The sequence below is a fragment of the Mesorhizobium sp. P171375 genome (assembly GCF_057786075.1).
On the sequence record NZ_JBYNWF010000001.1, the window covers coordinates 2,329,046 to 2,352,247 of the forward strand.

19 protein-coding genes, 1 tRNA gene and 1 pseudogene are annotated in these 23,202 nt (G+C 58.9%); 7 read left to right on the plus strand and 14 right to left on the minus strand.

Translation table 11 applies throughout. The features are described from left to right. Positions 1-171: 171 nt before the first annotated feature. The 3 genes from ACYHH6_RS11075 to ACYHH6_RS11085 all read right to left on the minus strand — a co-directional run bounded on the left by ACYHH6_RS11075 (position 172) and on the right by ACYHH6_RS11085 (position 5,857). A complete protein-coding gene (locus ACYHH6_RS11075) occupies positions 172-2,082 on the minus strand; it encodes a hypothetical protein (RefSeq protein ID WP_352590829.1) in 1,911 nt (636 codons plus the stop codon). A gap of 293 nt (positions 2,083-2,375) precedes the next feature. Further along, on the minus strand, positions 2,376-3,932 hold the full coding sequence (locus tag ACYHH6_RS11080) for an argonaute/piwi family protein (protein ID WP_352590832.1): 1,557 nt from the start codon (positions 3,930-3,932) through the stop codon (positions 2,376-2,378). Further along, a complete protein-coding gene (locus ACYHH6_RS11085) occupies positions 3,929-5,857 on the minus strand; it encodes a toll/interleukin-1 receptor domain-containing protein (protein WP_352590835.1) in 1,929 nt (642 codons plus the stop codon). The genes ACYHH6_RS11080 and ACYHH6_RS11085 overlap by 4 nt, the downstream gene beginning before the upstream one ends. Before the next feature lie 568 nt (positions 5,858-6,425). On the opposite strand from ACYHH6_RS11085, the gene ACYHH6_RS11090 reads away from it, so the two are divergent. From ACYHH6_RS11090 to ACYHH6_RS11105, 4 genes are all read left to right on the plus strand, one after another. Further along, a complete protein-coding gene (locus ACYHH6_RS11090) occupies positions 6,426-6,602 on the plus strand; it encodes a hypothetical protein (protein WP_352590838.1) in 177 nt (58 codons plus the stop codon). A gap of 31 nt (positions 6,603-6,633) precedes the next feature. Next, complete coding sequence (locus ACYHH6_RS11095; RefSeq protein WP_352590841.1) at positions 6,634-7,422, plus strand: hypothetical protein; 789 nt, start codon at positions 6,634-6,636, stop codon at positions 7,420-7,422. 315 nt (positions 7,423-7,737) lie between these two features. Then, complete coding sequence (locus ACYHH6_RS11100) at positions 7,738-8,034, plus strand: helix-turn-helix domain-containing protein (RefSeq protein WP_023795665.1); 297 nt, start codon at positions 7,738-7,740, stop codon at positions 8,032-8,034. Positions 8,035-8,046: 12 nt separating this feature from the next. Continuing rightward, positions 8,047-9,357, plus strand: coding sequence for a type II toxin-antitoxin system HipA family toxin (locus tag ACYHH6_RS11105; protein WP_352553770.1), 1,311 nt, complete (start codon positions 8,047-8,049; stop codon positions 9,355-9,357). Positions 9,358-10,059: 702 nt separating this feature from the next. Here the strand turns inward: ACYHH6_RS11105 and ACYHH6_RS11110 are convergent. Then, positions 10,060-11,460 (minus strand): phospholipase D-like domain-containing protein, encoded by a 1,401-nt coding sequence (locus tag ACYHH6_RS11110; RefSeq protein ID WP_488473651.1) that lies wholly within the window; start codon positions 11,458-11,460, stop codon positions 10,060-10,062. A 181-nt stretch (positions 11,461-11,641) separates the two neighbouring features. Between ACYHH6_RS11110 and ACYHH6_RS11115 the strand changes: the two genes are divergently transcribed. The 3 genes and pseudogenes from ACYHH6_RS11115 to ACYHH6_RS11125 all read left to right on the plus strand — a co-directional run. After that, complete coding sequence (locus tag ACYHH6_RS11115; RefSeq protein WP_488473748.1) at positions 11,642-12,151, plus strand: YciE/YciF ferroxidase family protein; 510 nt, start codon at positions 11,642-11,644, stop codon at positions 12,149-12,151. Positions 12,152-12,772: 621 nt separating this feature from the next. Continuing rightward, the gene (locus ACYHH6_RS11120) at positions 12,773-13,717 is read left to right on the plus strand and encodes a hypothetical protein (RefSeq protein ID WP_488473652.1); all 945 of its coding nucleotides are present in this window, start codon (positions 12,773-12,775) and stop codon (positions 13,715-13,717) included. A 1,670-nt stretch (positions 13,718-15,387) separates the two neighbouring features. Beyond that, positions 15,388-15,700 (plus strand): annotated as a pseudogene (locus ACYHH6_RS11125) (IS110 family transposase); the annotation flags it as partial. Between the two features lie 354 nt (positions 15,701-16,054). Here ACYHH6_RS11125 and ACYHH6_RS11130 read toward each other — a convergent pair. The 10 genes from ACYHH6_RS11130 to ACYHH6_RS11175 all read right to left on the minus strand — a co-directional run bounded on the left by ACYHH6_RS11130 (position 16,055) and on the right by ACYHH6_RS11175 (position 23,021). After that, positions 16,055-16,291 carry a hypothetical protein gene (locus tag ACYHH6_RS11130; protein ID WP_352593687.1) on the minus strand — a complete coding sequence of 79 codons (237 nt, stop codon included), beginning with the start codon at positions 16,289-16,291 and terminating at the stop codon, positions 16,055-16,057. 987 nt (positions 16,292-17,278) lie between these two features. Then, entirely contained in the window at positions 17,279-18,484 is a 1,206-nt protein-coding gene (locus tag ACYHH6_RS11135) for a tyrosine-type recombinase/integrase (RefSeq protein WP_352593676.1), read from the minus strand. Positions 18,485-18,700: 216 nt separating this feature from the next. Next, a tRNA-Phe gene (locus ACYHH6_RS11140) sits at positions 18,701-18,776 on the minus strand. Between the two features lie 225 nt (positions 18,777-19,001). Further along, positions 19,002-19,193, minus strand: a complete 192-nt coding sequence (yacG, locus tag ACYHH6_RS11145; RefSeq protein WP_352592887.1) for a DNA gyrase inhibitor YacG — start codon at positions 19,191-19,193, stop codon at positions 19,002-19,004. Beyond that, positions 19,190-19,816 carry a Maf-like protein gene (locus tag ACYHH6_RS11150; RefSeq protein WP_112561910.1) on the minus strand — a complete coding sequence of 209 codons (627 nt, stop codon included), beginning with the start codon at positions 19,814-19,816 and terminating at the stop codon, positions 19,190-19,192. Before ACYHH6_RS11150 ends, yacG begins: the two co-directional genes overlap by 4 nt. A gap of 19 nt (positions 19,817-19,835) precedes the next feature. After that, positions 19,836-20,054 (minus strand): translation initiation factor IF-1, encoded by a 219-nt coding sequence (gene infA / locus ACYHH6_RS11155; RefSeq protein ID WP_006200926.1) that lies wholly within the window; start codon positions 20,052-20,054, stop codon positions 19,836-19,838. 183 nt (positions 20,055-20,237) lie between these two features. Beyond that, positions 20,238-20,648, minus strand: coding sequence for an arsenate-mycothiol transferase ArsC (locus tag ACYHH6_RS11160; protein WP_435053476.1), 411 nt, complete (start codon positions 20,646-20,648; stop codon positions 20,238-20,240). Between the two features lie 43 nt (positions 20,649-20,691). Next, positions 20,692-21,177: a UPF0262 family protein gene (locus tag ACYHH6_RS11165; RefSeq protein ID WP_192252203.1), complete on the minus strand. Its 486-nt coding sequence runs from the start codon at positions 21,175-21,177 to the stop codon at positions 20,692-20,694. A 6-nt stretch (positions 21,178-21,183) separates the two neighbouring features. Beyond that, positions 21,184-22,476, minus strand: coding sequence for a histidinol dehydrogenase (gene hisD / locus ACYHH6_RS11170; RefSeq protein WP_352592879.1), 1,293 nt, complete (start codon positions 22,474-22,476; stop codon positions 21,184-21,186). A 110-nt stretch (positions 22,477-22,586) separates the two neighbouring features. Then, on the minus strand, positions 22,587-23,021 hold the full coding sequence (locus ACYHH6_RS11175) for a DUF2948 family protein (protein WP_352592876.1): 435 nt from the start codon (positions 23,019-23,021) through the stop codon (positions 22,587-22,589). Positions 23,022-23,202: the final 181 nt, after the last annotated feature.

Sequence of the window (23,202 nt, forward strand, 5' to 3'; positions counted from 1 at the left end):
TGGACTTTATTTGATGCGTTGCTGACATACCGTGCCGTTTCGATGTTTTACCTTAGCTAGTCTAATCGACATTCCAAGCGCCGGCCTTCGCGTCCGCTTTGCGCCTCGTTTCAGCCATTCGGCCGATCAAATCGATTTCCTGAAAGCTGCCAGTATGCAAACAGGTCGGGTCTACTCGAGAGTATGAACTGCCGGCAGACCTGCGATGTACCGGTCGGGATCGAGCAGAGAGGAATACATCAAGATCTTGTTGCCGCCGTGCAGGGGTAGCTCGCGAGTTTCCCAAATCATCGCGTCGACGAAATTCGCAAGACCGGGGTGGCTCTCGAAAAGGTCTGGAATGGCATTCTCGCCTTCCTTCGCCGTTTGGTAAAGAACTCGAGTTGCGAAGCCGGTACGGCCTGGATTCTTGAAGTCCAAGGCAGCGGCTGAAACATACGAGCCTCCAGACAGGTAGAGTACCAGGAAGTGCTCGTCGATGACCACAGTACTGCCGAACCGACAAGATGAGCCACTGCTCTGATTAACCACTACCAGCGGCACGAACCTAGGCGCCTCGAGAGCCGTCCGGCGGAGCATGGCAGGGATTCTGGAGTGATCTTCGCTGAGCCATTGCGCCTTGCGTCGTGCCTGTTCACATGCGCTTTCTAGCTTGTGGACATAGTTGTGTCGCTCCACGGGTTCGGCTGGGGCCAGAAAGCATTTCACCTCCATGACGAGGATGGTTTTCCCGATTCGCACGAGCGCATCGATATCCTCGCCCTCCTTGACTGACACCAAGGTGACGTCGCTGGATACCTCGCTCAACAAGGGATTTGAGCGCAAAGCTGACTGGATTCGTTCGCGCACCGAGATTTCGTGCGCCTTTCCGGTTGGCGTTTCAGACAGGTCGGCGTCCTGCTCGGCACCCTTCAGCCACCTTTCCACGCGTCTTACAGGCGCACCCCAGAGCAAGGAACCAAGGAGCATGTATAGTTCCGTCCCGTCCTGGTTCGAGATAAGCGGACGGTGCCACAACCCATCACGGAACAGTGGGTTCAGTGGACCGAAAGCATCCGAGGTCAATTGCGTTAAGCATGCGGAAGCAAGTCCTTCGTCGATCTCTAGGGCTCGGCTAATGAATGACTTCAGATCAGCGGCTGCAAATGCACAGCGGAGCCGATCGATATCGGCTTGACTGCGGTACTCGACATCAGCCCGCTCAGGAAGAGCGAATTCCGCAAGGTCCTGAAGAACACCAAGTACCAAGGTCAGCAGCCGCGGCGTCATTCCAGGGTTGTTGGGAGACAGTGCTTGGTCCAGAAATGGACCGAGGTAAGACCGATCGAGCAATTCTATTGCACTCAGGTGCCCCTTGGTCTGCCACAATGTGGGATCGCCGAGCAGAGGTCGCATCCGCTCCTCCATCGTTTCGATCCCTGTGGCTGTCTGGCGAACCAGTGGGGCCGGTGGCTTCCCTAGTGCCTCCTCGTCATGACGTGACAGCATCGTGCGCTGGACCAGATTGACTTGATCGCGAAGTGCCCAAGCCCGCCATAAGGAATGCGATCGCTGGTCCGGTGGGCCGACCTTCCAATCGGCCTGTTCAGAGGACAGTACCCAAGGCTCCCAGAGCACCTGCTGCCACACGTCGGTCAACGCGTGCTCGAGAGACATCCCCCATTGTGCCCGGGCGCCTGCTAGGTTGAAATTGTAGTTCGAATGATCAGGCGCTCCCGACTGCTTTCTAGCTTGAGCGAACCAATGAGGGATCGTGTCGACTACCGTCGTGTTCATGTCCTCGGCAGTCGTCGGAGCCGTGCTTGGGCCTAGGTCTAATTTGCGAAGGGTGGTACCCGGGCCGTGGAACACGCCCCCGACGGCGCCAGTGCGTTCGATCATCTCGAAATTCTTCTCTCGAAGGATCGAGAAAGCTCTGTTCGCATCGGCCACAGCGAAGGATACGATTTGCGCTTCCGAGAGCTCGTCGAACAAACCGTCGATGATCTTTTGGCGCAGCAAAGATATGTTGGTGCCTACGATGAGGGCAGTCGTCGCGATGGTAATATCCCGGGTCGTCAAACGCGTATCGTCGTCGAGCAAGGACCTCCATTCCCCCACATTGAATGCAAGTGCGGAGGGGCTGCTGAGCTTCGGCTTTTGCTTCCCGGTAGCGCGTCGAAATATCTCAGAATCTGTTGCGGAAGTACTCAGCATTGCGCCGTCCATAATGTTACCGAACCCCATGGGCGAACAAGCTTTCGATCGCGTTGGCGGCGATAAGTTGCTCACTTTCCGTCCGGCGGATAAGGCTACGCGTGATGCAGGTCCGACCTCGATAGTCAACAGACATCAAGTGAGGCGGCCCGCAAGACAAGGCTACCCCAGTATTGGGGTCAAACATAGAACTTGAACGGCTGGCGCTCCTGACCCTTGGCCGACCCCATTGTCAGGACATCGCCGACCATACGGGCAAAACGAACCGTGACAGGCAGCCCATCGTTGAAGTTGCACGAATTGTAGTTGATCTTGGTCAGCCCCATGATGTCTTCGAGGACGGTGCTGATTTTCGGTTTGGGATTCTTGGATCGCATCACCGTGATGTGCAGCGGATTCGGCGTTTCGGGCCCAATGTAAGTGTCGAGCTGCGGTACGTAGCCTGTTGTCCACAGGTAGGCCGTCTGATTGTCGAGCACCAGCGCTGTGCCACGGAGCACCGGGTAGTCGCCATCGCGAAACAGTTTGGTCTCGCCACCCGTGGGTCGGATCCTCACGCCGACGACATTTGTCTCCTTCGGCGCGGCCGCGACGAAGGCATCCCACTCTTCATCGTTGAAATAAGTTTGACCGTGAATGAACAGCTCCTTCGGCGGGCCGCCATGCTCTTCGCTGTAGGTTTTTAGCACGAGTTCAAGCAAGCCCTTCGCCGCTGGCGCCTTGAGATGATACTCGTAGTCCCCAGTCTTCCACGGTCCATTGGCGCCGCGGAAAATGACGCCGTCACCCTCATTGAGGAACATCTGCGCCGCGCAGCACGCGTGCCCGTCAGGATCGTTTGGCAGACTCTTGTAGACCATGCCGATGTAGCAAACGCCAGGCCGCACATCGGCTAGGCGCCATGGCGGTTTCGGCTGCGTTTTATAGTAGAGCCCCGTTGCGAGATTCCATGCGACCGTCGCCGCGTCTTGAGTTTTGCGAACGGGATAGTTGGCCTTGTTAAGGAAGGCACCAGGCGCGAGCGTCGTCTCACGAACCAACTGGGTCGGCGCGATCCTGAGGAACTCGGCCTTGATCCTGCGATGAAAGTCCGGGACGTCCTCAAAGATCGCCTCATCGGACTGATCGATCGCACCCATGGCAGACAACAGCGGCAGGTTTTCTTTTGCCTTCTGCCGCTTCTTGAAATCACCCAGTTCCATAGCAAGACCCGCCCGCTTAGATTGGGGCCGGCAGCGCTCATAGACGATATCCGGCAGGACAAGGACCCAGACATCGACCGATCGCTCGTCGTTGCGGCGATGCTGCTTGACCCGATCGATGTAGAGTCGTGCGACCTTGTCGACGGCTTCGTTCAGATTGAACATGCGCGTGGCGCGATCGATATCCTTCAGCTGGATGGATAGCGCACTACATTCATCCGGATCGAAAGATATCCCGAAGGCCTCCTCGAGACCGGGGAAGTTCGCCAGGTGCAGGCGATCGGCCTTCTCGCCCTTTCCGGGCGGTGGAACCAGAACGACGGTCTTCATTTGGCGCGCCCAGGTGCGAAAATGCGCAATGCCGTCGCTTGTGCCGACCACACCGACACGGATTTCACGGGTCTTCTTCGCCTTGGCATGGGGTCCGTAGAGAAACAGGCCGTCTTTTGGATGAGGACTGCGCTGCGCGTAGGCGAACTCCAGCAACGGCTCACTGAAGTGTTCGACTTGGAGCGATTTCTCGGGAAACTTCATGCGTCGGCCTCGTCATCATTCTCCGGACGACCCAAGGTGCTGATGTCGGCCTCCTCTTCCTCGGCATCGAGAACATCGGGAAGTGCTGTACTAACCGGGGACGTGAACAGCATCGGCGCTGCATCGATCACGAGCTCGGCATCCCGCGCGAGCGTCAGGCGGATATTTGGACTTTCGCCGGACAGGAGCTCGAGAAACGCAAGCATGCGGCCGTGCCATTGCTTGTTGCGCCATCCTTTGCAGACGCTACGGCGCAATCGATGCAGTTTCTTGGCATCTTCAACATCGAGCCCGGCCGGCGTGTTGTTGTCTACGGAGAACAACACCCGCGCCTTCAGCTTCAGATGCCAGAACGGCCAGAAATAGGGCATCGCGGTGACGCCAAACTGCCAGATATGTCCCTTCGCCACATTGCGCAGCATCGAGGATCGTTGATCCCCTTGCCTGCCCCAGGGGATGCGTTGACCGGTCCGCACCTGCGCGGCCGACGCGTGGAAACCAATCGCGTTGGAATAGTGATACTCGACGAAGCCCTTCTCCCTGCAGAACGCGAACCAAGCCTGCTTAATCATCGCAATGACGACGTTGGATGCCACCTGACGCTCGATACCAAGCTTCGGGAAACCGTTGTTGACGAAATCCAGCAACGGGACTTCGTGCTTCATCCGAAAACGGCCAGCGGATGCGAACGCCATGTCGACTTCGGTCTGGTCCGCGAAGGTGATGAAGCCGGCGCTCTGCAGGGTGCATGGATACTTGAACTGCTCGACCGCTCGATCAAGCGATCGGCTGTCGATCGCTCCAATGCTCTCGTAGTAGCGGATGACGTCGGGCGCCTCCGCGGCGCGAAGCCAGTTCGATGTCAGGCGCTCGGCTTGGTTGATGAGCGGGACCGCGCCGCGCCGACGAAAGATTTCCCAGTTCGGATCGATCACGGCTGGACCACCGGATCGCGGAACCTTCTGTCTTTGAAGGGCATCCAGAAGACCGTCGACGCCTTCTCCCCACCCACGGACGAAATCGACGGGCATCGCGTCGCCGAGGCCTTTTACCTTTTTCCCCTGTTCGAGACGCAACGGGATGATGAAGCGTGGATCGTCGATTTCCTTCGCCACTTCCAGCGCGATGTCGAGATCGTCCTGCAAGTGCTGGTCGGCGAGCGTCGCGTCACGCCACACGAGGAGGACTTTCACCGCTCGATACTGCAGTGCCTGATTCACCTGCCGCCGCCATTTGTCGCCCGGCTGCAGCGTCAGGATGTCGGCGAAAAACCGATAGCCTTCTGCCTCAAGCTTTGGAGCCAGCCACAGCACAAATTCGTCGTCGATCGGCGAGGACTTGAGCAGAAATATCGTGTCGCGCTTCGCTGGCTCGGCAGCCGCGCATAGTGCGGGCCCTTGCACTGTCGGCAGCAGATTCGCGAGGACCGGAGGGACAGGTCCCGGCTTTGCTAGCGCTTCGTCGAACGCTTCCTTGATCACCAATTTCAGAACAGGCGTGCTTTGCGCCCAAAGCTTCTGATGAGCTTTCTCGACATCCGAATATTTGCGCAGCAGCGCATTGAGGTCGCCAGGCCCGAATATGTCGCCAGGGCTTTGCAGCGCAGGCCCGATGATCTCAGCCAAGACCGTCTTGTTTTTCGGCGTGAGCGAGGCGGACGTGACGAGGATGTAACGCGTGGGTGCCAGCCCGTAGATGGCCGCGCGCTCGTTCTTCATCTTCGATTTAAGCGCTGAAAAGCCCGATCGGTAATAATGCTTCGCCTGCAGCACAATATCGCCGTCGGCGAGGGCGTGGCGTCCGTCCATCGCGTCGTCCGGCCCCTCCGCAAAGGCCTCGAAACGCTTGTCGATCTCGCGACCTATAAGATCGCGGGCCAGATCCTCAAACTCATTGTGGGACAAACTAGAGAAGTCGTAAGCCATGCGTCCAAATGAGTGCCCATTTCATGGTCAGTCAAGCAATCGCAAGCACAATTGAGTAGCGCGTAAGCCTTACCAACAGATAACGTGCCTTCCGGTCGAACAGACAGTGTTGCTTCTACGAATCCACCTTGCCACGTGAACGGCTGGCAACAGATGCGCGACGGAGTCGGGATCGTTGGCAACGTTTCGAGCCCAAGTAATCGTCGTACCTTTCGCGCCGCTTGGGGAGTGTCTGCAGTCCCAGAGGGGACATGCGCGCCGGGCCTTTCACCCTCATCCTTCAGTTAGGTTCCGGTTTTGGCAGTCGGCGAACGGTCTGCGGTGACCATGACATTTTCGAAGCTCGTGCCCCAGTAGCTCGCGGGCCGAACCTAATGCCGACCTTGCGACTATCCCGGAGCGCGGCACCCGGATCGAGATGGCAAAACAGAGGTAGTGACTGAGAGAATATTCCAGTAGGGCTGGTTCGGCTCGCAGGGCGGGGCGGGGAGGAATCTGTCGCGCCGATGGGCAGTTACCAACGACTTGCTTCAGGCGCACAACCTCGGCGACAGATAAGAGGAATGAGATGACCTACGTAAAGGTTAGAGATGCCGCTGACAAAGCTGAACGCTTGTTAGAGATCTTTCGCGAACTAGGATTCAGCGCAGCTCCGTTAGAGGGCGTTGAGGCCGGAGTTACCTCCCTATGGGAGGTTATTGAGAACTTGGCAACTCCCGGCGATCCGAACGATCCGCATCTCTGAAATGTATGTCGCTGGAGCAGGTATCCACGACTTGGCTGCCAAGGTTGTAATGGTGTGGGACAACATCCCGCAGGCGCGGCCCTCCATTCAAGCGCACCTCAGGCTCCTCGCATCGGTCTACTACACAGGACAGAATGCGGCCAACGCGCGTTGGGACCGGAAAAACGATGTCCCTCGCGAGCATGGTTCTGCCGACAAGGTAATTGAGCTCTACTGGGGCTGCCTTTGCATATTGGCCGGCATGGAAGTGGAACTCGACGATCCATTCGAATCATCTGGTGGGCAGAACCCTGATGTCATTGCCACTGCGACAGACGGGACTCGATGGGCATTTGCGATCAAGACACTCGCTGACGTTGCTAAGCCGACAACTGCCGCAAAGAATCGTCGCGCAAATATTGAGAAGGCCTGCCAACAGATCGAGCGAGCCAGTTGCGACAAAGCTATGGTGGTCGTGAACATGAAGAATGTTCTTGATCATCCTCTCCTCCGATCCACGGGAGCTTTCCCAAATTCAACGGTTGCTCAGTGGGCCGTGAACGCCCAGATTGGGCAAATCTTGCAACCATTCTACGAAAACGAGGCGGTAGCTTTAGAGCCAATCTTCGCCGCTAAACATAAGGCAGCGCCGGTAGTGGCGCTGGTGGCTCACACTGCCGTAGTGGTTCATACCCCTGCTCACAGCCGAATGTTCACCGAGATAAAATCCATGTTTGGTGCATCAGTTCCGACCGCGCGTGAGCCAGGAATTGGCACCTATGGTCGCGAGGCCTTGGCCCTGGCCGAGGATCTCAATCATTTGGTTCAGACTGTAGGCTAGTCCTTGCGGCGGCGCAGGGGGCTGGAGAGCCCAACGGCAGCTTGGTGATACTCAAACCCCGAAACCGGACGGACCGCTAACGGCCCAAACAAGGTCGTTCCAGTTCTCGACCAGCGCGCGGTCTTGGTACCGTGTCGAAAGGTTTGATCGCACATGCCGAAAATGTTTGCATGGCGCAATAAGTTTATATCGGCTCGTATATGGGGACTGCCGATATGGGAACCTATATAGCGGTAAATTGATATACAAACGTATATTGACACCCGTCATATACGGTCCTATATCGGGCTAGCTCATGCAGAAATCGTATAGGCCATGAAGATCAGAACAGCTCGCGACATTGGTATCCTGATCAAGGAGGCCCGCACCCGGCGCGGCCTGTCCCAGGCTGCCTTGGCCAAGATGATCAACACCACGCAGACGTGGGTGTCGTGGATCGAGAACGGCAAGCCCAGCGCCGAGATCGGCAACGTGCTGCTGGCGCTGACCACGCTTGGTGTGGAGCTGGACTTTCAGATCCCGCCGGCGCCGACGTTGGCTGCTGATCATCATCATAATGCCGATGAACGGCATGTCGACGATGACGACGACGAGATTCCCTACAAGCTCTAGGTGACGATGATCATGGTGAACCCCATCGACACCCTCGACGTCTATATCGCTGGCAGACCGGTTGGGTGGCTCCACCACCTGCAGGGCGGCAAGCTTTCGTTCTCCTATCACCAGGCATGGATGGAGGGCCGGGTGGCGATCCCGCTCTCCCTGTCCATGCCGACGATCACCAGGACATACGAGGGCAAGGTCGTCGAGGCATTCCTCTGGGGTCTGCTGCCGGATAATGAGCAGACCCTCGCCAGATGGGCGCAGAGGTTCCAGGTCTCCGCGCGAAACCCGTTTGCCCTGCTCAAGAATGTCGGTCGCGACTGCGCCGGCGCCGTCCAGTTCCTTCCTCGTGGCGACCAGGTTTCCCGCGGCGAGAACGTGGAGTTGCTCACCGAGGCGCAGATCGGCGACCGCCTGCGCGACCTGCGCAAGGATGGTGCAGCGACCCGGCGAATCGGCGATCCTGGTCAGTTCAGTCTCGCTGGTGCGCAGGCAAAGACGGCGTTCCATTTCGACAAGGGCAGCAATCGCTGGGGGATCCCTCTAGGCGACACGCCCACGACACACATCTTCAAGCCGCCTTTGCCGCACTTGCACGGGCATACCGAGAACGAGCATTTCTGCCTGCAGCTTGCATCCAAGCTCGGCATGGACGCTGCACATAGCCAGGTTCTCGACTTCGCAGGCGAAAAGGCGATCGTTATCGAGCGCTACGACCGCCGCAACATCGACGGCAAGACCATCCGCATCCATCAGGAGGACATGTGCCAGGCCCTGTCGGTGATGCCGACGCTCAAGTACGAGAACCAGGGTGGGCCAGGTATCACGACGATCTCCAGAAAGGTGCTGTCGGCCTCCCTCGACCCCGTCCAAGACCGTCAGATCTTCATGGCCGCGAACGTCTTCAACTGGATCATCGCCGGCACGGACGCGCATGCAAAGAACTACTCGATGCTGCTCGGTGCCCAGGGCGAGGCCCGCCTAGCTCCGCTCTACGACATCTCCTCCATTCTGCCGCACCTCGGGGGAGAGATCCAATCTGAGATGCGCGACCTTAAACTGGCGATGAAGATCGACAGAGTCTATCCCATCGAGGAGATCATGCCGCGCCACTGGGGGCGCTGTGCGTCCTCAGCAAAGGTTGGCAGCGAGTACACGGTGCGGACGATCCGCCATCAGCTCGCGGTGATGCCCGATATGGCATCGGAGTGCGCCCAAGAGCTTCGCCAGGAGGGGATCATCCATGAGATCGTTGGTCGCCTCGTCGACGCGATCGCGACGCGCATCAAGGGCTTGTCCCGGATCTATGGAGAGGAAGGTTGTGGAGGTTAAAGTCGGGCGGGGATAGCGGATCCACGGACTAATGCCGGCGAAATGGACGGACCGCACACTGCCCACGGGATTCTCGCTCTAATAGCGCCCCGGCTCCGGGCCGGGTAGATGGCCGGTTTCGGAACCGGCCATCGGCAGCTTGAATGACGGAAATGGGGTCGGCTGCAGAACGGCAGCTTCCCGCCGAACGCGGTCAACTTTCTCTCCAGGAAATCTGACAATGCGGGCCTACGATTTGGCGTCGAGTTGTGGCGTTTTCGACGGTCAGTATCATTTCCGGCGGTTGGAGATCTGTATCGGCGTTTGATGAACGGCCGCTGTTGGGTTCAAAGTGGATGGTCGCGTTGGTGTGTGGACAGCAGGCTTGCGGCGTCCCTCGATTGAGATCACCCGCAGGGCGGCCGATACTCACAATCACGGGAAGCGCATTGCCCTTCTCGTTGGGGGTGGCACGCTAGGCGCGACTGGGTCACTGTCTTTATGGGCGTCATCATTTCCAAGCCGGACAAGCCGCGATTGAGTATCGCTCGAATGTGACTCGAGGAAGCATACCGGGTACGCGGACACATGTTCGAGATGGCGAGGCCAGTACTGTCGACTGGCTGACCCGGGGACAGCTCGGCGTTGCATTTTTGCTGACGGGACCCAATGACGGCAATTCCCTGACCAACTGGTCCTCGGCAATATCGAGATCTGGGATGGCTAGAGTTGAGATTCAATCGGCAGGTGACGGACGCAGACCGCCAGGATACGGCGAAACAATCCGGCTTCTGGTTCACTGGTATAGTCTCGGAGCTTGCCTTCATAGCAACCATGCCAGTGTAGAACATTGTGTTTCAGTTCGAGCCGATAGCTCGCTTCCGGAGATATCTCTGATTGGAACTGATTCCGCAGCTTCGCCACCAATTTCTCATCCTCAAAAAGCACGCCCATTTCCGAATTCAAGGACACTGACCGTGGATCGAAATTGAAGGAGCCGACGAAACCGGTCTTTTCGTCAACGGTGAAAGCTTTCGTGTGCAAGCTGGCGCCCTTTGACCCAAATACCGAGATCGCCGGCTGCCGGCTGAACGGCTGGAGCTCAAAAATTTTGACGCCATTCCTCAGCAGCCGCTTGCGATAGTTTGCGTAAGCGCCATGGACGGCGGCGACATCTGTAGCGGCCAGGGAATTGGTCAGAACCGAAACGTCAACCCCGCTGACGATAAGGTCCACCAAGATGGCGGAACCCCTTTTGCCGGGGATGAAATAAGGAGAGACAATTTCCAGACATTGGCGCGTCGATTGAATGACGGGAAGCAACTTCTTGATCAACCAGCTGCGACGTCTCCAGCCACGAACCTTCTCCGGCGGATCGGAAATCACCCGCACTCCTTTCACCCAATGAACCTCGTTGCTGGCCGCAATAAACTCTGCGATTGAGCCCCGCTCGCCGATGCCGTTCAAGAATCTTGACTCGGTTTCGGGATCGCTTCCTTCAAACAGGCTAGCTTGCTTATGCTCGGTCCCTGAACCGAGTGCTTCGATTGGCTTTGATTCCTCGCAAGCCCAGAACGCATCGAATATCTGCACGGTTTGCTGTACCGCAGGGCCAAGGAGCAGCATGTCGAGATCCCGGAAATTGGTCTCCGCCGCATCGAAATAGGCATCGCCAAGATTTCGACCGCCAACGATGGCGAACTTGTCGTCGGCGATCCAAGCCTTGTTGTGCATACGTCGCGTCAGTGCAAAAAGCCGTAAGAGCACTTCCACGCCACGCATGATCCGGCCGCGCCTGATACCGCTCGGATTGAACAGCCTCAATTCGATGTTGGGATGATTGTTTAACGCTAGATATGCAGAATCGTTTTTGCGCGGATTGACGTCGTCAAGGAGCATGCGCACCCGCACGCCGCGTTCAGCCGCCCGAAAAACCTCCTGGAGCAGCAAGCGACCGGTGTGGTCATCGTGCCAAAGGTAGCACATGAGGTCGAGGGTACGCAAAGCGCTCCTTGCCGTAAGCACACGCACAGCGAAAGCGTCATAGTTGTCCGAGACAAGCAGCAAGCCGCTTTTGCCGGCTTTGATGTTGTCGTCTGCAGTTCGCGAAACCGATACGTCCATGAAACGGGCTACCTTTGGACTGAGGTCGAAGCTGGCCCTGCTCAAAATCATAGCAAAAAACCATTCAGAGGTAATCTGGTTGCATATGCACCCGCTCATCCCCATCATGCCGGAACCGGGCCCAGGTTTCCGAGTTTAGAAAATGCTCGCGACGGCAATTTTCAACAGAGAAGACCGGCACATGCCTACTGCCAAAAAAGCCAATGGCAACAACAAGGACCTGGAGGACCTTTTCCTCGATGGTCTCAAAGACATCTACTATGCCGAGAAGAAAAATCTGAAAGCCCTGCCGAAGATGGCCAAAGGCGCATACGAAGAGCAGCTCTCGGCGGCATTCGAGAACCACCTCGCCGAAACCGAGGGACAGGTCGAACGTCTGGAGGAAGTCTTCGATATCCTCGGCGTCGCCGCCCGCGGCAAAACTTGCCCGGCGATCGACGGCATCCTGGAGGAAGGATCTGAAATTCTCGAGGAATACAAGGGTTCGACTTCGCTCGATGCGGGACTGGTCGGTGCCGCGCAAGTCGTGGAGCACTACGAGATCGCCAGGTATGGAACCCTGATTGCTTGGGCTACCACGCTCGGCAAGGATGACGTGGCGGCGCTTCTAAATGCGACACTCGAGGAGGAGAAGGCCACCGACGAGGCATTGACTGCCCTCGGTGAAGCCGACAGAAGGCAGCTTGATTGATCATCTACCCAACCGCCTCGGCGACCAAAGCGCCGGGGCGGTCCCGAGAGATGAAGGGCATGATCATGCAGTATAAACGACTGGTCTACAAACGACTGGAATGTCTCCTGTTTGAGTTTTCGGCCGCGTTGGTCAGGCGCCGAGCGCTTGCAGCGCAGCGATTGCGGCAGTTCCGAGAAGAGCGCCGAAATCATTGAAGAGCACAGGGGCCGCGCAAAGCCGCCCAACTCGCTAGCGCCAATCCGCGGGTCATTTCGGGCAACAAAGGCGACGCGACATTTCCTATCAAAGTCAAAGGGCCGAAGAAATCGCCGAAAGCCCTCTAGTAGGCGGTCTGCTGGCTCGGCGGTGCCAAGGGACGCTCGTTTAGTGTACAGGTGAGCCACCATGAGGCAGGCGTCAGGGATGTCGCTCGCCGCCAGTCGAGTAAGTCACGCGCCTAGACCAGTCGCATCTGTGCCTTCTCAGTAGCTATGGAACGAAAGCCTTCATAGAGAATTGTTACTTCGTCTCAGCACCTTAAAGGAGGTCGATATGGGCCGAGGTATTTTGCTTTGGTTGCTCGGGGTTCCAATCCCAATCATCATTCTGATTATGCTTTTTGCGCGGTAGGGGGTGAAAATGGGAACCGAGCTTTCATCGACAGACATCACGCCGGTCCCTGAATCATCCTCATCGGCTGTCAGCTGGGCGCCGATCGTCGCGGGCGCTTTCGCGGCCTCGACGCTCACGGTGATCCTGATGCTGGTCGGCTCGGGTCTAGGACTGACCATGGTTTCGCCCTGGACCGGATCGAGCGCTTCGACCACGACCTTCGCGGTTTCGGCGGCGGCCTGGCTTGTCATTGTTCAATGGCTATCAGCTGGCATAGGCGGCTATCTCACCGGTCAGCTGCGCACCAAGTGGGTAAATGTCCACACCGACGAAGTCTATTTTCGTGACACCGCACACGGTTTCCTTGCGTGGGCGCTGGCAACGTTGCTTGTCGCCGGCGTGCTCGGCTCAGCTCTTTCAGCGGCGCTGGGCACGGGTGTGCAGGCTGCATCCTCAGTGGCGTCAGGCGCCGCGATGGGGGCAACGACGGCAGCCGCCAATGCGGTAGCGACAGATGCCCCATCTTCTGGCATATGGACCGGCTATTTTGTAGATTCTCTGTTCCGGGCGGCGAACCCCGCCGCAGCGCCTGCCAATGAACAGAACGGCTCCACGGCTGCGGACCAAGCAACGGGCATCCTGCTAGCGGGGGCGGCAAATGGCGAGGTATCGCCTGAGGACAAGGCCTATCTGGCGCAACTCGTCGCCGCCCGCACAGGCCTGTCGGACGCCGATGCGAAGACCCGAGTGGATGCGGTGATCGCCAAAGTCGACGATGCCAAAGTCAAGGCCAAGCAGGCGGCTGATACAGCAAGGAAAGCCACTGCATCCTTCGCGCTTATAGGCGCATTGTCGATGGTTATCGGCGCCTTCATCGCGAGCGTTGCAGCAGCGTTCGGTGGCAAGCAGCGCGACGACGAGGAGGCCTTCGTCCTGCTGAAGTTTGGATCGCATGGCAGGTGGGGAGTTTAGCCTAATAGGTTAATCCATCGCCGGTCGAACCAATGAGATGATCGCCCCTACCCGGATTGCGGGTTTCTTGCGAATCGAAGTTGGGCAATGCCGCGAGGTGATCGAGCAAGCAGGCAGGAGCTTGGCGACCGGCCAACAGAATTCCAGCAAATAGAGAACCACGTAAGCGGGGCTCGTCGTTTTGCAGTGGGGAAAGCGTCAGGCCCTGAAGCCAATTGCTCAATAAATGGCGCCAGCACAGCAGCGCTGATTGACTCTAGCGTCGCACCTTCAGCGGCTTCGGCGTGATCTCTTTGACCTGGGCCTTTACGCCGTCCTGAACTCCTGAACCATCGCTTGTTCAAGCGCCTGTGCTTCGGGCCTTGTCTTTGGTGGTCAGCACGGTGCGCCAGAACGGCTTTTCGAACGCTGACGACGCAGGTTGTGGTCGGCTTGCCGCCACCTATCGGAGTCCGAAGAAGCTCAATATCGCCAACACGATGACAATCGCTCCAACGATCCAAATGATATTGTTCATGATCTCTCTCCTGGTGTAGGAAGCTCCCTCTCCGAGGCCTGATTTTCGGCAGGCGACGGGGGCACCGCCTGACGCAAGCATCAACTGTTAGAAGCCGCTAATGTTCCCTTCGATCGAACGTCGGCTTTCTGTCTCGATTGCGCTTCGCCTGGAGGCCTTCGTAATCAGGAGGGCATGTGAAGAACACCGGGCTTCGGTCGCGGCCTGCGGCCTTGCAATCCGAGCAACCAAAGACCCCAACGATCGCATGGCCGCGCCCGGCGAGGCTCCTAGACAAGCAGGTAGGGGGCCAAGGTCTTAGGGCAATCGCGCAAAGGTCTCATGCGCCAAAACAGGCTGGAACAATAGCGCACTCTACAGGTTGGACCTGCCGCCGGGTTTCCAACGCCCGAGCCAACCAGCGCCTGCCGCTGCCGCAAATGGAGCGGCAGGGCTTTTTGCTAACCGCGTGCGGCTGTCCAGCAATGGATCAATTGCGCTTGGCACTGGAATTGCGACGTTGAGATCAAAAACAGCAGGGCGTCACCTCATATGATCGAAAGCGCTACTAAGATCGGCTGCAATCGATGCAAAGTACCCCTTTGCAGCGTCGATGAGCCGAATCTCATGCAGTGAGGTAGCGAAATGTGGTTTTTTTGGCCGGCTTATGGCCGTTCTGAATAGTTCCAGGCCTCCGGCACTCGACTCTTATGCGAGAATAGGAAAATGGCAGCCGAACTGATCCGGAATCCCACTGCTGCCGAAATGGCCGGTATGCAGTCGTGGATTCCCTTACCGAGGCTGAGCGCGCGGACTGGCTGACCCGGGCGGATTCGGCAGTGCCCGCCGAGGCTTGGGCAGCATATAAACGTCAAGGGCGGCTCACTATACAGCCTGCAGCGGGGAGCCACTAAAACGCCGGTGACTTCCGCGGTGATCGCAGCTGTAAAATTCAAACGACCGGATTCGGACCTTAATGGAATTGAAGGCTGAGCCCTGACCCGAAAACGACGTTCGCAGTTCCACTGCCAGACGTCTGCTTCGCGCCGCATGACGGTCATAGAGGTCAACTTCGCCACTGCCTGAAAGCAGAGCTGGATGGCTCCCGCTCCCGGCATCACAATGCCACAGTGAGTTTGCTGTCAGGCAACCCCGAGCCAAGGAGCTATCCGCCATGCAGATTACAACCGTGGGCCTTGATCTGGCCAATCGCATTTTTCAAGCTCACGCCGTCGACGCGTCTGGAGACGTTGTTGTGCGCAAGGCACTGCGCTGATCGCAAGTTCTGGGGAGGCGTGCGGTACATCGCATCATTGGCTCGAGAATTGACGGAGATCGGCCATGAAGTCCGCCTGATGCCACCGTCTTTTATGAAGCCCTATGTGAAGCGCGGAAAGAATGATGCGGTGGACGCGGAAGCGATTTGCGAAGCGCTCGCCAGGAAGCCAGCGCGCGTGGCGAGCGTAGCGATGGCAAACAAGATGGCGGGAACCTATCCAGCGCATCATGCTCCGAACCTTGCAGCGTAAGTTGCGCAAAAGACGAGACACTGAAGCAAAAATCAGATCGAGCCGATCAATCGGCTCCATGAGGTGTAAGAGCGACGCGATGTGATGGCGAGACCGGTCAGGCCGGGAACAGGGATATGCTTGGCACCGGTTCGCTTTCGTCAGCGATGAGAACGATTGTCGTATCGGTATTTGTCCACGCCCTCTTCCCCGAAGAGAGGATGCGATAGGCAGACTTCAGAGCCCAGGCATTGATCACTTCTGCCCGCTGCCAGGTAACTCGGCCTTTTTAACTCGCCCTGATTTTCTTGGAACCGTCGTTACGCTGCGATGTTAGGTGACCGAAGGGGCGTTCAATTTGGAGTTAATCATGAAACGGCTTCTTTTCGCCGCAACCATTGCGGCATTGTCAACTGGGTTCGCCGTTGCACAATCGACCACCACAACCACAGGCGGATCATCGACAACGACAACCACGACGATGCCGAGCACTACGACTGACCAAGGAACGACGACTGACCAGGGAACGGATTCGACCACCACGAGTGGAACGAACTCGAATTCGGCCAAGGACTGCGCGCCGGGTCAACAGAGCGGTAGCGCCAAACAGGCCGCACCCGGCCAGCAGGACACCGAGGCAAAATCTGCAGCTCCTGGTCAGATGAAAACGACGACGGAAGGTTGCTGACGAGCAGCTAGTCCTAAATCGCCCGCTGGCGCAAGCCAGCGGGCTTCGTTGACCAAGGCAGGGTTCCTTCTTTTCGTTGCGTGACCGGCGGCGACCGATCGGTACCTCGTAACCGACGTGGATTAATGGGAGTTTCAGCACGTCTCTTTGAGCCGGTGACGATCAATTCAGGCCCATCTTTCCAGCCCTTGCGGGCAGCATCGGCCATGATATCAGCGCGCATGCTGGATTTTCACATCCGATCCACATCTGCTTGCATCCGCTTGCGAACGACGGCGGCGGTGCACCTAGCTGCTACCGACCACCACTCCGTTGTAGCAGAGCCTGGTAGCGGGCGAGACCACCGGCGGGTATGTCGGCAAGCCGCACCGTAAGCATCGCTGTACGGCTACGCACTCTCTAGCCGTTTCGCAAAGCCCGCTGCCGAGGGTGGCGGGCATTTTAGATCAGCTTGACAACTTGATGGCCCCAAAGCACCTTCGGTGGGAACGGGAGGGAGCCACCGTATGAAAAAGACCTATAAAAAGCCTGTCCTAACGAAGCGCGGAAACCTTTCCTATCTCACGTCGCAAGTCATCATCGTTCCGTCGGGTCCTGCTTCTGAGTCCTGAGCCGATCTTCGCTATCTGGCCTTGGCTCGGCAGTGCCGCGCCACATAGGCCTTCCACAAGGCGCACGTGCTCGGCGTCGACAGTGACCAACGGCCGGAGGCTGATTGTCAACCCTTGTCGCCGTCGTTGCGCGTGACCGGGGCCGGTCAATTCCATATGTTGGCCAATCACAGCCTTCGAAGTCGAATCGGCGACCGAATGCGGGCGCATAAGAGCGGATCGTCACGTTGATGCGACCTGGCGTTACCCGACCGCGCATCACGGCTGTGAGGGCGACCTCATCAGGTTTTTGCTCTTGAGTTCATCCAGATAATCGGCCCACCACTGCATCATCTTGACGCGCTCGTCCCAATGCTCTGCCCGGGCGTAGGCGCGCCGAACGTCGTTGTTCTCAATGTGGGCCAGCTGCCGCTCTATCGCGTCCGGATGCCACTTGCCGCATTCGTTCAGCAGAGTTGATGCCGTTGCTCGAAAACCATGCGCGGTAGCTTCTTCCTTGCTATAACCCATACGACGCAGTGCGGCGTTAAGCGTATTGTCGGAAATCGGACGCGAAGCCGATCGAACACTGGGAAACAGCAGCGATCCATCACCAGAGATTCCTCTCAGTGAAGTCAGGACGCTGATCGCTTGCTTTGATAGGGGTATGCGGTGCGGCCGTCGCATTTTCATGCGTGCTTCAGGGATCGTCCACACCGAGCTTTCAAAATCGAACTCTTCCCATTCAGCGGCGCGAAGCTCGCCGGGGCGGGGAAACAGCAGCGCTATCAGCTTCAGACCGGCTCGGGTTGTAGGCTGTCCGTCAAATGCATGGATCGCCCTCAGCAAACCGCCCAAGGCCTTCGGATCGGTAATCGCGGCGCGAGACGTTACCTTCGGACTGATGAGTGCGCCTCTGAGGGCGAAGGTCGGATCTGTCTCGGCGCGTGCGGTCGCGATCGCGTATCGAAACACGCTGCCGATGGTGGAGCGCAGTCGCCTGGCCGACTCATATCGACCGCGAACCTCGACGCGACGGAGGGCGGTAAGGATGCTGGCCGTATCGATCTCCCGAATGCACTTGTCGCCGATTATCGGGTAGGCAAAGTCGAGCAGCCATTTGACCTTGCTGATCGTCCGGTCGGCACGTCCCTCCTTCTTTAGCTTGTCGACATATTCCTCCGCGATTGAGCGAAAGGAGTCCTTTGCCGAATCGGCCTTCCGCAAGCTGCGTTCCTTTCCAGGGTCGACGCCAGCTAGCAGGAGCCTTTTAGCATCATCGCGCGCCTCCCGTGCCTCGGCGAGAGAGATAAGGGGATAGCTGCCCAGCGCGAGCAGTTTCTGCTTGCCGTCAAAGCGGTAGGCGAGCCGCCAGAGGCGAGAGCCCGTGGGCTGTACCCATAGCTGCAGCCCGCCCCCGTCAGACAATTTCACGAGTTTGGAAGCAGGGCGGGCGTTTCGACATTTCACGTCGGAGAGGGGCATTCGTCAGGTCTCTCTTGGCTGGCTGTTTCGATACCATCAGGATGTCGAATACCAACGGAAATACCATCCCCCCGCCTCGTTGGACCAAATGCGCCCGAAGCGCTCCCTGTCCCGCTTAATTGCGCAAGGCGACTGCAAAAGATTAACAATTCCAGTCGCTTGCAGAAATTGCAGCGTAGAAGGTTCGGCGAAAGGGAGTGTCGGGAGAAGAGGGGATGGTGCCCAGAGGCGGATTCGAACCACCGACACGCGGATTTTCAGTCCGCTGCTCTACCAACTGAGCTATCTGGGCCTCGCCGGCAAACGAGATATCGTTGGCCGGATTTCAGGAAAGCACCGTGGGCGCCCCTTGAAAGCGCGTGGGTTATAGCACGGGAATCCGGCCTGTCCAGCGCCTAAGCGCCGATTTTCCGGGGCAATTGTCGCGGATAGGTGACGGGGCTCGATAGGCGTCGGCAAAGCAGCAATCGCGCAAGGTCGGCCAAGTGAAATTGTCGCGGCCGGCGCCGCGCAAACCCTACTTCGGCTCGTCGCTCTTCTCCTCATCATCACGCGCGGTGATGACATAGGCGCCCTTCAGCCAGCGGTTGAGGTCGATGTCCTTGCAGCGCTTCGAGCAGAAGGGATAGGTCTCGCGCGCCGATGGCTTGCCGCATTCGGGGCAGGGGCGCTTCGGGCGCAGCGGCGTGACCTTGTCGTCCAGGCTCATGGCCGCGCGGTGTGCCAGTTGGTGTGGACCTTGAAGCCTTCACCGGAAAGCAGCGCCACCGTCTCGTAGAGCGGCAGGCCGACGATGTTGGTGTAGGAGCCGACCAGCTTGACGACGAAGGAACCGGCGAGACCCTGCACGGCATAGCCGCCCGCCTTGCCGCGCCATTCGCCCGACGCGACGTAGGCGTCGATCTCCTCGCGCGGCAGCCGCTTGAAGCGAACCCTGGATTCAACCAGCCTTTGGCGCAGTTTGCCGCCCGGCGTGATCAGGCAGATGCCGGAATAGACCCGGTGCGAACGGCCCGACAACAGCCCAAGGCAATTGGCGGCGTCATCCAGCGTCTCGGCTTTGGGCAGGATGCGACGCCCGACCGCGACCACCGTATCGGCGGCCAGCACGAACCCCGGCGCATAGTCTTCCTCACTTTTCAGCGAAGCCAGCGCCTTCTCGGCTTTTTCCGTCGACAGCCGCTTGGCCAGCGAGCGCGGATGCTCGGCGCGCAGCGGCGTCTCGTCGACATCGGCCGGCAGCACGCGGTCCGGCTCGATGCCGGCCTGCTGCAACAACTCGATCCGGCGCGGTGAACCCGAGGCAAGCACCAGCTTCTGCAAAATGCTCATCGCGGTCCGGATCTAATTCTTACTTGAAACGATAGGTGATGCGGCCCTTGGTCAGGTCATAGGGCGTCATCTCGACCAGGACCTTGTCACCGGTCAGCACGCGGATGCGGTTCTTGCGCATGCGGCCGGCCGTATGGGCGATGATTTCGTGTTCGTTTTCGAGCTTCACCCTGAACATCGCGTTGGGCAACAATTCCGTCACGACACCCGGAAACTCGAGGACTTCTTCCTTCGGCATTCGATACCTTTGCTTGGATTGCAGTTCCGGCGTCCTGGAGTGCCCAGGCCGGAATTTCGGCGGAACCTATATGATAATCGTCCGCTTGTGAACACGCTTAGATTGCGTCATATGCGACGCGATCTAAGCTTTTGTTATGCATGTCGTTGTCTCAAAACCGGGACCACTTTTGAGCGACATCCATTAATCCGCCGCGTTTTTTGCTTCCGGAAGCAAAAAACGTCGGCTAATCCGCGTTTTCAGCCGCTCGCGGACGTCGCGGTAGCTGGCCATGATCTGCTCGCGCCTGCCCCCGACACCGGTCGGGTCCGGCATCGGCCAGTACTCAACGTCGACGGCAAGCGAGCGGGTGAGTTCGAGCGCGGCGTGGTGCGCTTCCGGCGCCAGCGTAACGATCAGGTCGAAATAGTCGTCCTCGAGATCGTCCATTGCTTTCGGCTGGCGCTCGCCCAGCGTCAGCCCTTCTTCGGCCAGCACCGCATCGACGAACGGGTCGCGCTCGCCCCTGTGCACGCCGGCAGAGGCAACGAAAGTGGCCGGCGGCAGCATGCGCCGCGCCAGCTGCTCGGCCATCGGCGAGCGCACGGCATTCATGCCGCACAAAAACAGGATCGAACGGGGCAGAGCGGCAGGCAGTTCAGCCTCGCCAATGCAGCACGCATACCAGCGTGAACAGCCGCCGCGCTGTGTCGAAGTCGATGTCGATCTTGCCGGCCAGCCGGTCCATCAGCGTCTGCGAGCCTTCATTGTGCAGGCCGCGCCGGCCCATGTCGATCGCCTCGATATGGCTCGGCGTCGAGGAGCGGATGGCGTCGTAATAGCTTTCGCAGATCAGGTAATAGTCTTTGACGATGCGTCTGAGCGGGGTCAGCGACAGGATGTGGGTGACAACGGCAGCGCCATCCTCGCGGGCGACCGCAAACACCAGCCGGGATTCGGCCAGCGACAATTTCAGCCGGTAGGGACCAGCGCCGTCATCATTGACCGGCTGAAAGCTGTTTTCCTCGATCAGGTCGAAGATCGCCACCGCGCGCTCATGTTCGACGTCGGGCGTCGAACGGCCGATCGATTCGTCGAGTTCGACATCGATCAACTTGGCGCGGGTTCGATCGTAGTCCGACATGGTGGCCTACATGTTCAGCCGGATGGCGACGGAGCGGCCATGCGCGTCGAGGCCTTCCGCCTTGGCCAGCGCGATGGCCGCCGGCGCAAGTGCTCTGAGTTGCTCCGGCCCGAGCTTCAGGATCGAGGTGCGCTTGACGAAATCGAGCACCGACAGGCCCGACGAGAAACGCGCCGAACGCGCCGTCGGCAGCACGTGATTGGAGCCGCCGACATAGTCGCCGATGACTTCGGGCGTATGACGGCCCAGAAACACCGCACCTGCATTGCGCATCCTGGCGAGAAAACCCTCGGCGTCGTCGATGGCCAACTCGACATGTTCGGCGGCGATGCGGTCGACCAGCGGCAGCGAGGCCTCGATTGTGTCCACCAGGATCACCGCGCCGAAATCGCGCCAGCTGGCTGCAGCCGTCTCTGCGCGCGGCAAACTTTGCAGCTGGCGCTCAACCGCCTGTTCGACGGCTTTGCCAAACGCGGGATCGTCGGTGATCAGGATCGATTGCGCCGACACGTCATGCTCGGCTTGGGCAAGCAAGTCCGCGGCGATCCAGTCGGGATCGTTGCTGCCGTCGGCCACCACCAGCACTTCCGACGGGCCGGCGATCATGTCGATGCCAACCGTGCCGAACACCTGGCGCTTGGCCGCGGCGACATAGGCATTGCCGGGTCCAACGATCTTGGCGACCGGCTTTATTGTTTCGGTACCATGGGCAAGCGCTGCGATCGCCTGCGCGCCACCGACGCGGTAGATTTCCGAGACGCCTGAAATGTTGGCCGCCACCAGCACCAGCGGGTTGATGACGCCGCCCGGCGCCGGCACCACGATGACGATGCGCTCGACGCCGGCCACCTTGGCCGGTACGGCGTTCATCAGCACCGAGCTCGGATAGCTCGCCGTGCCGCCCGGCACGTAGAGCCCGACCGCCTCGATCGCCGTCCAACGTGAGCCTAGCTCGACGCCGGCGGCATCGGTGTAGCGGTCGTCCCTGGGCATTTGCCGTTCGTGATGGGATCGGATGCGGTCACTGGCGAATTTCAGCGCCTCGACCGTCTGCGGATCGGCTTGCTTGTAGGCCTGAGCGATATCTTCCTTCGACACGGCGATACCGAGCCTGTCGAGCTCGGCGCGATCGAATTTCCTCGAATAGTCGATCAGCGCCGCATCGCCCTCGGCGCGAACCCGCGCAATAATGGCGCGTACTGCGGTGTCGACGTCCTCCGACACCTCCCGCTTGGTGGTCAGGAAGGCGGCGAAACGCTGTTCGAAACCGGCGTCGGACTGGCGGAGCGTGATGGCCATCGGCTGCGTCTAGATCATGATGAGATTTGGTTGAAATCTCACCATGATCTAACCCTTTGTTGGAGCATGATCTTTTCCAAAAACCGGTACCCACCTTTTGGGATCATGCCTTAGCCCCTGTGCACCGGACGCGAGGTGGCTTCCCAGGCGCCGCCTATGTCGGCAAGCCGCGCCTCGATGCACTCGACGTCGAGCATGATCGTGCCGCCGCCGGAGAAGACCAGCTCAACGATGCCGGCGGGCTTGCTGATCTCGACAAAGCTGATCGCCAGCAGCGACAGCACCTCAGCCGGTCGGTCGCGGGCGATGCCGTTGGTCTTGGCGCCGAGCACGCGGTCGAAATGCAGCACCGCCTGGCGCCGTTCATTGTGCTGTCTGAACAGCCCGGACTTCGCCTCCCAGACGAAGCGGCTCATGGTCAGCAGGAAACGCTTGGCCGAAGGCAAATATTCGAGGTCCGAAACCTTCATCACGGCGTCCTGAACATGGGCCGAGACGATGCTCAGATCCTGATCGTCGAGCGCAATGAGTTTGAGGGCTGCCATGCGGATTTTGTGCCTAAGGTTGGTCTGAAGCCTTCTGTTAGGCGGTCTTGGCGATCCGTGCAACCGCGCCAATAGCTTCGGTTTGCGCTGCCCCCTCATCGCCCTGCGGGGCCTTCTCGCCGTATAGGGACGGGGAGAAGGACGCTGCCCCGAAGGATTTCGCCAACTTTCTGCGTTGCAG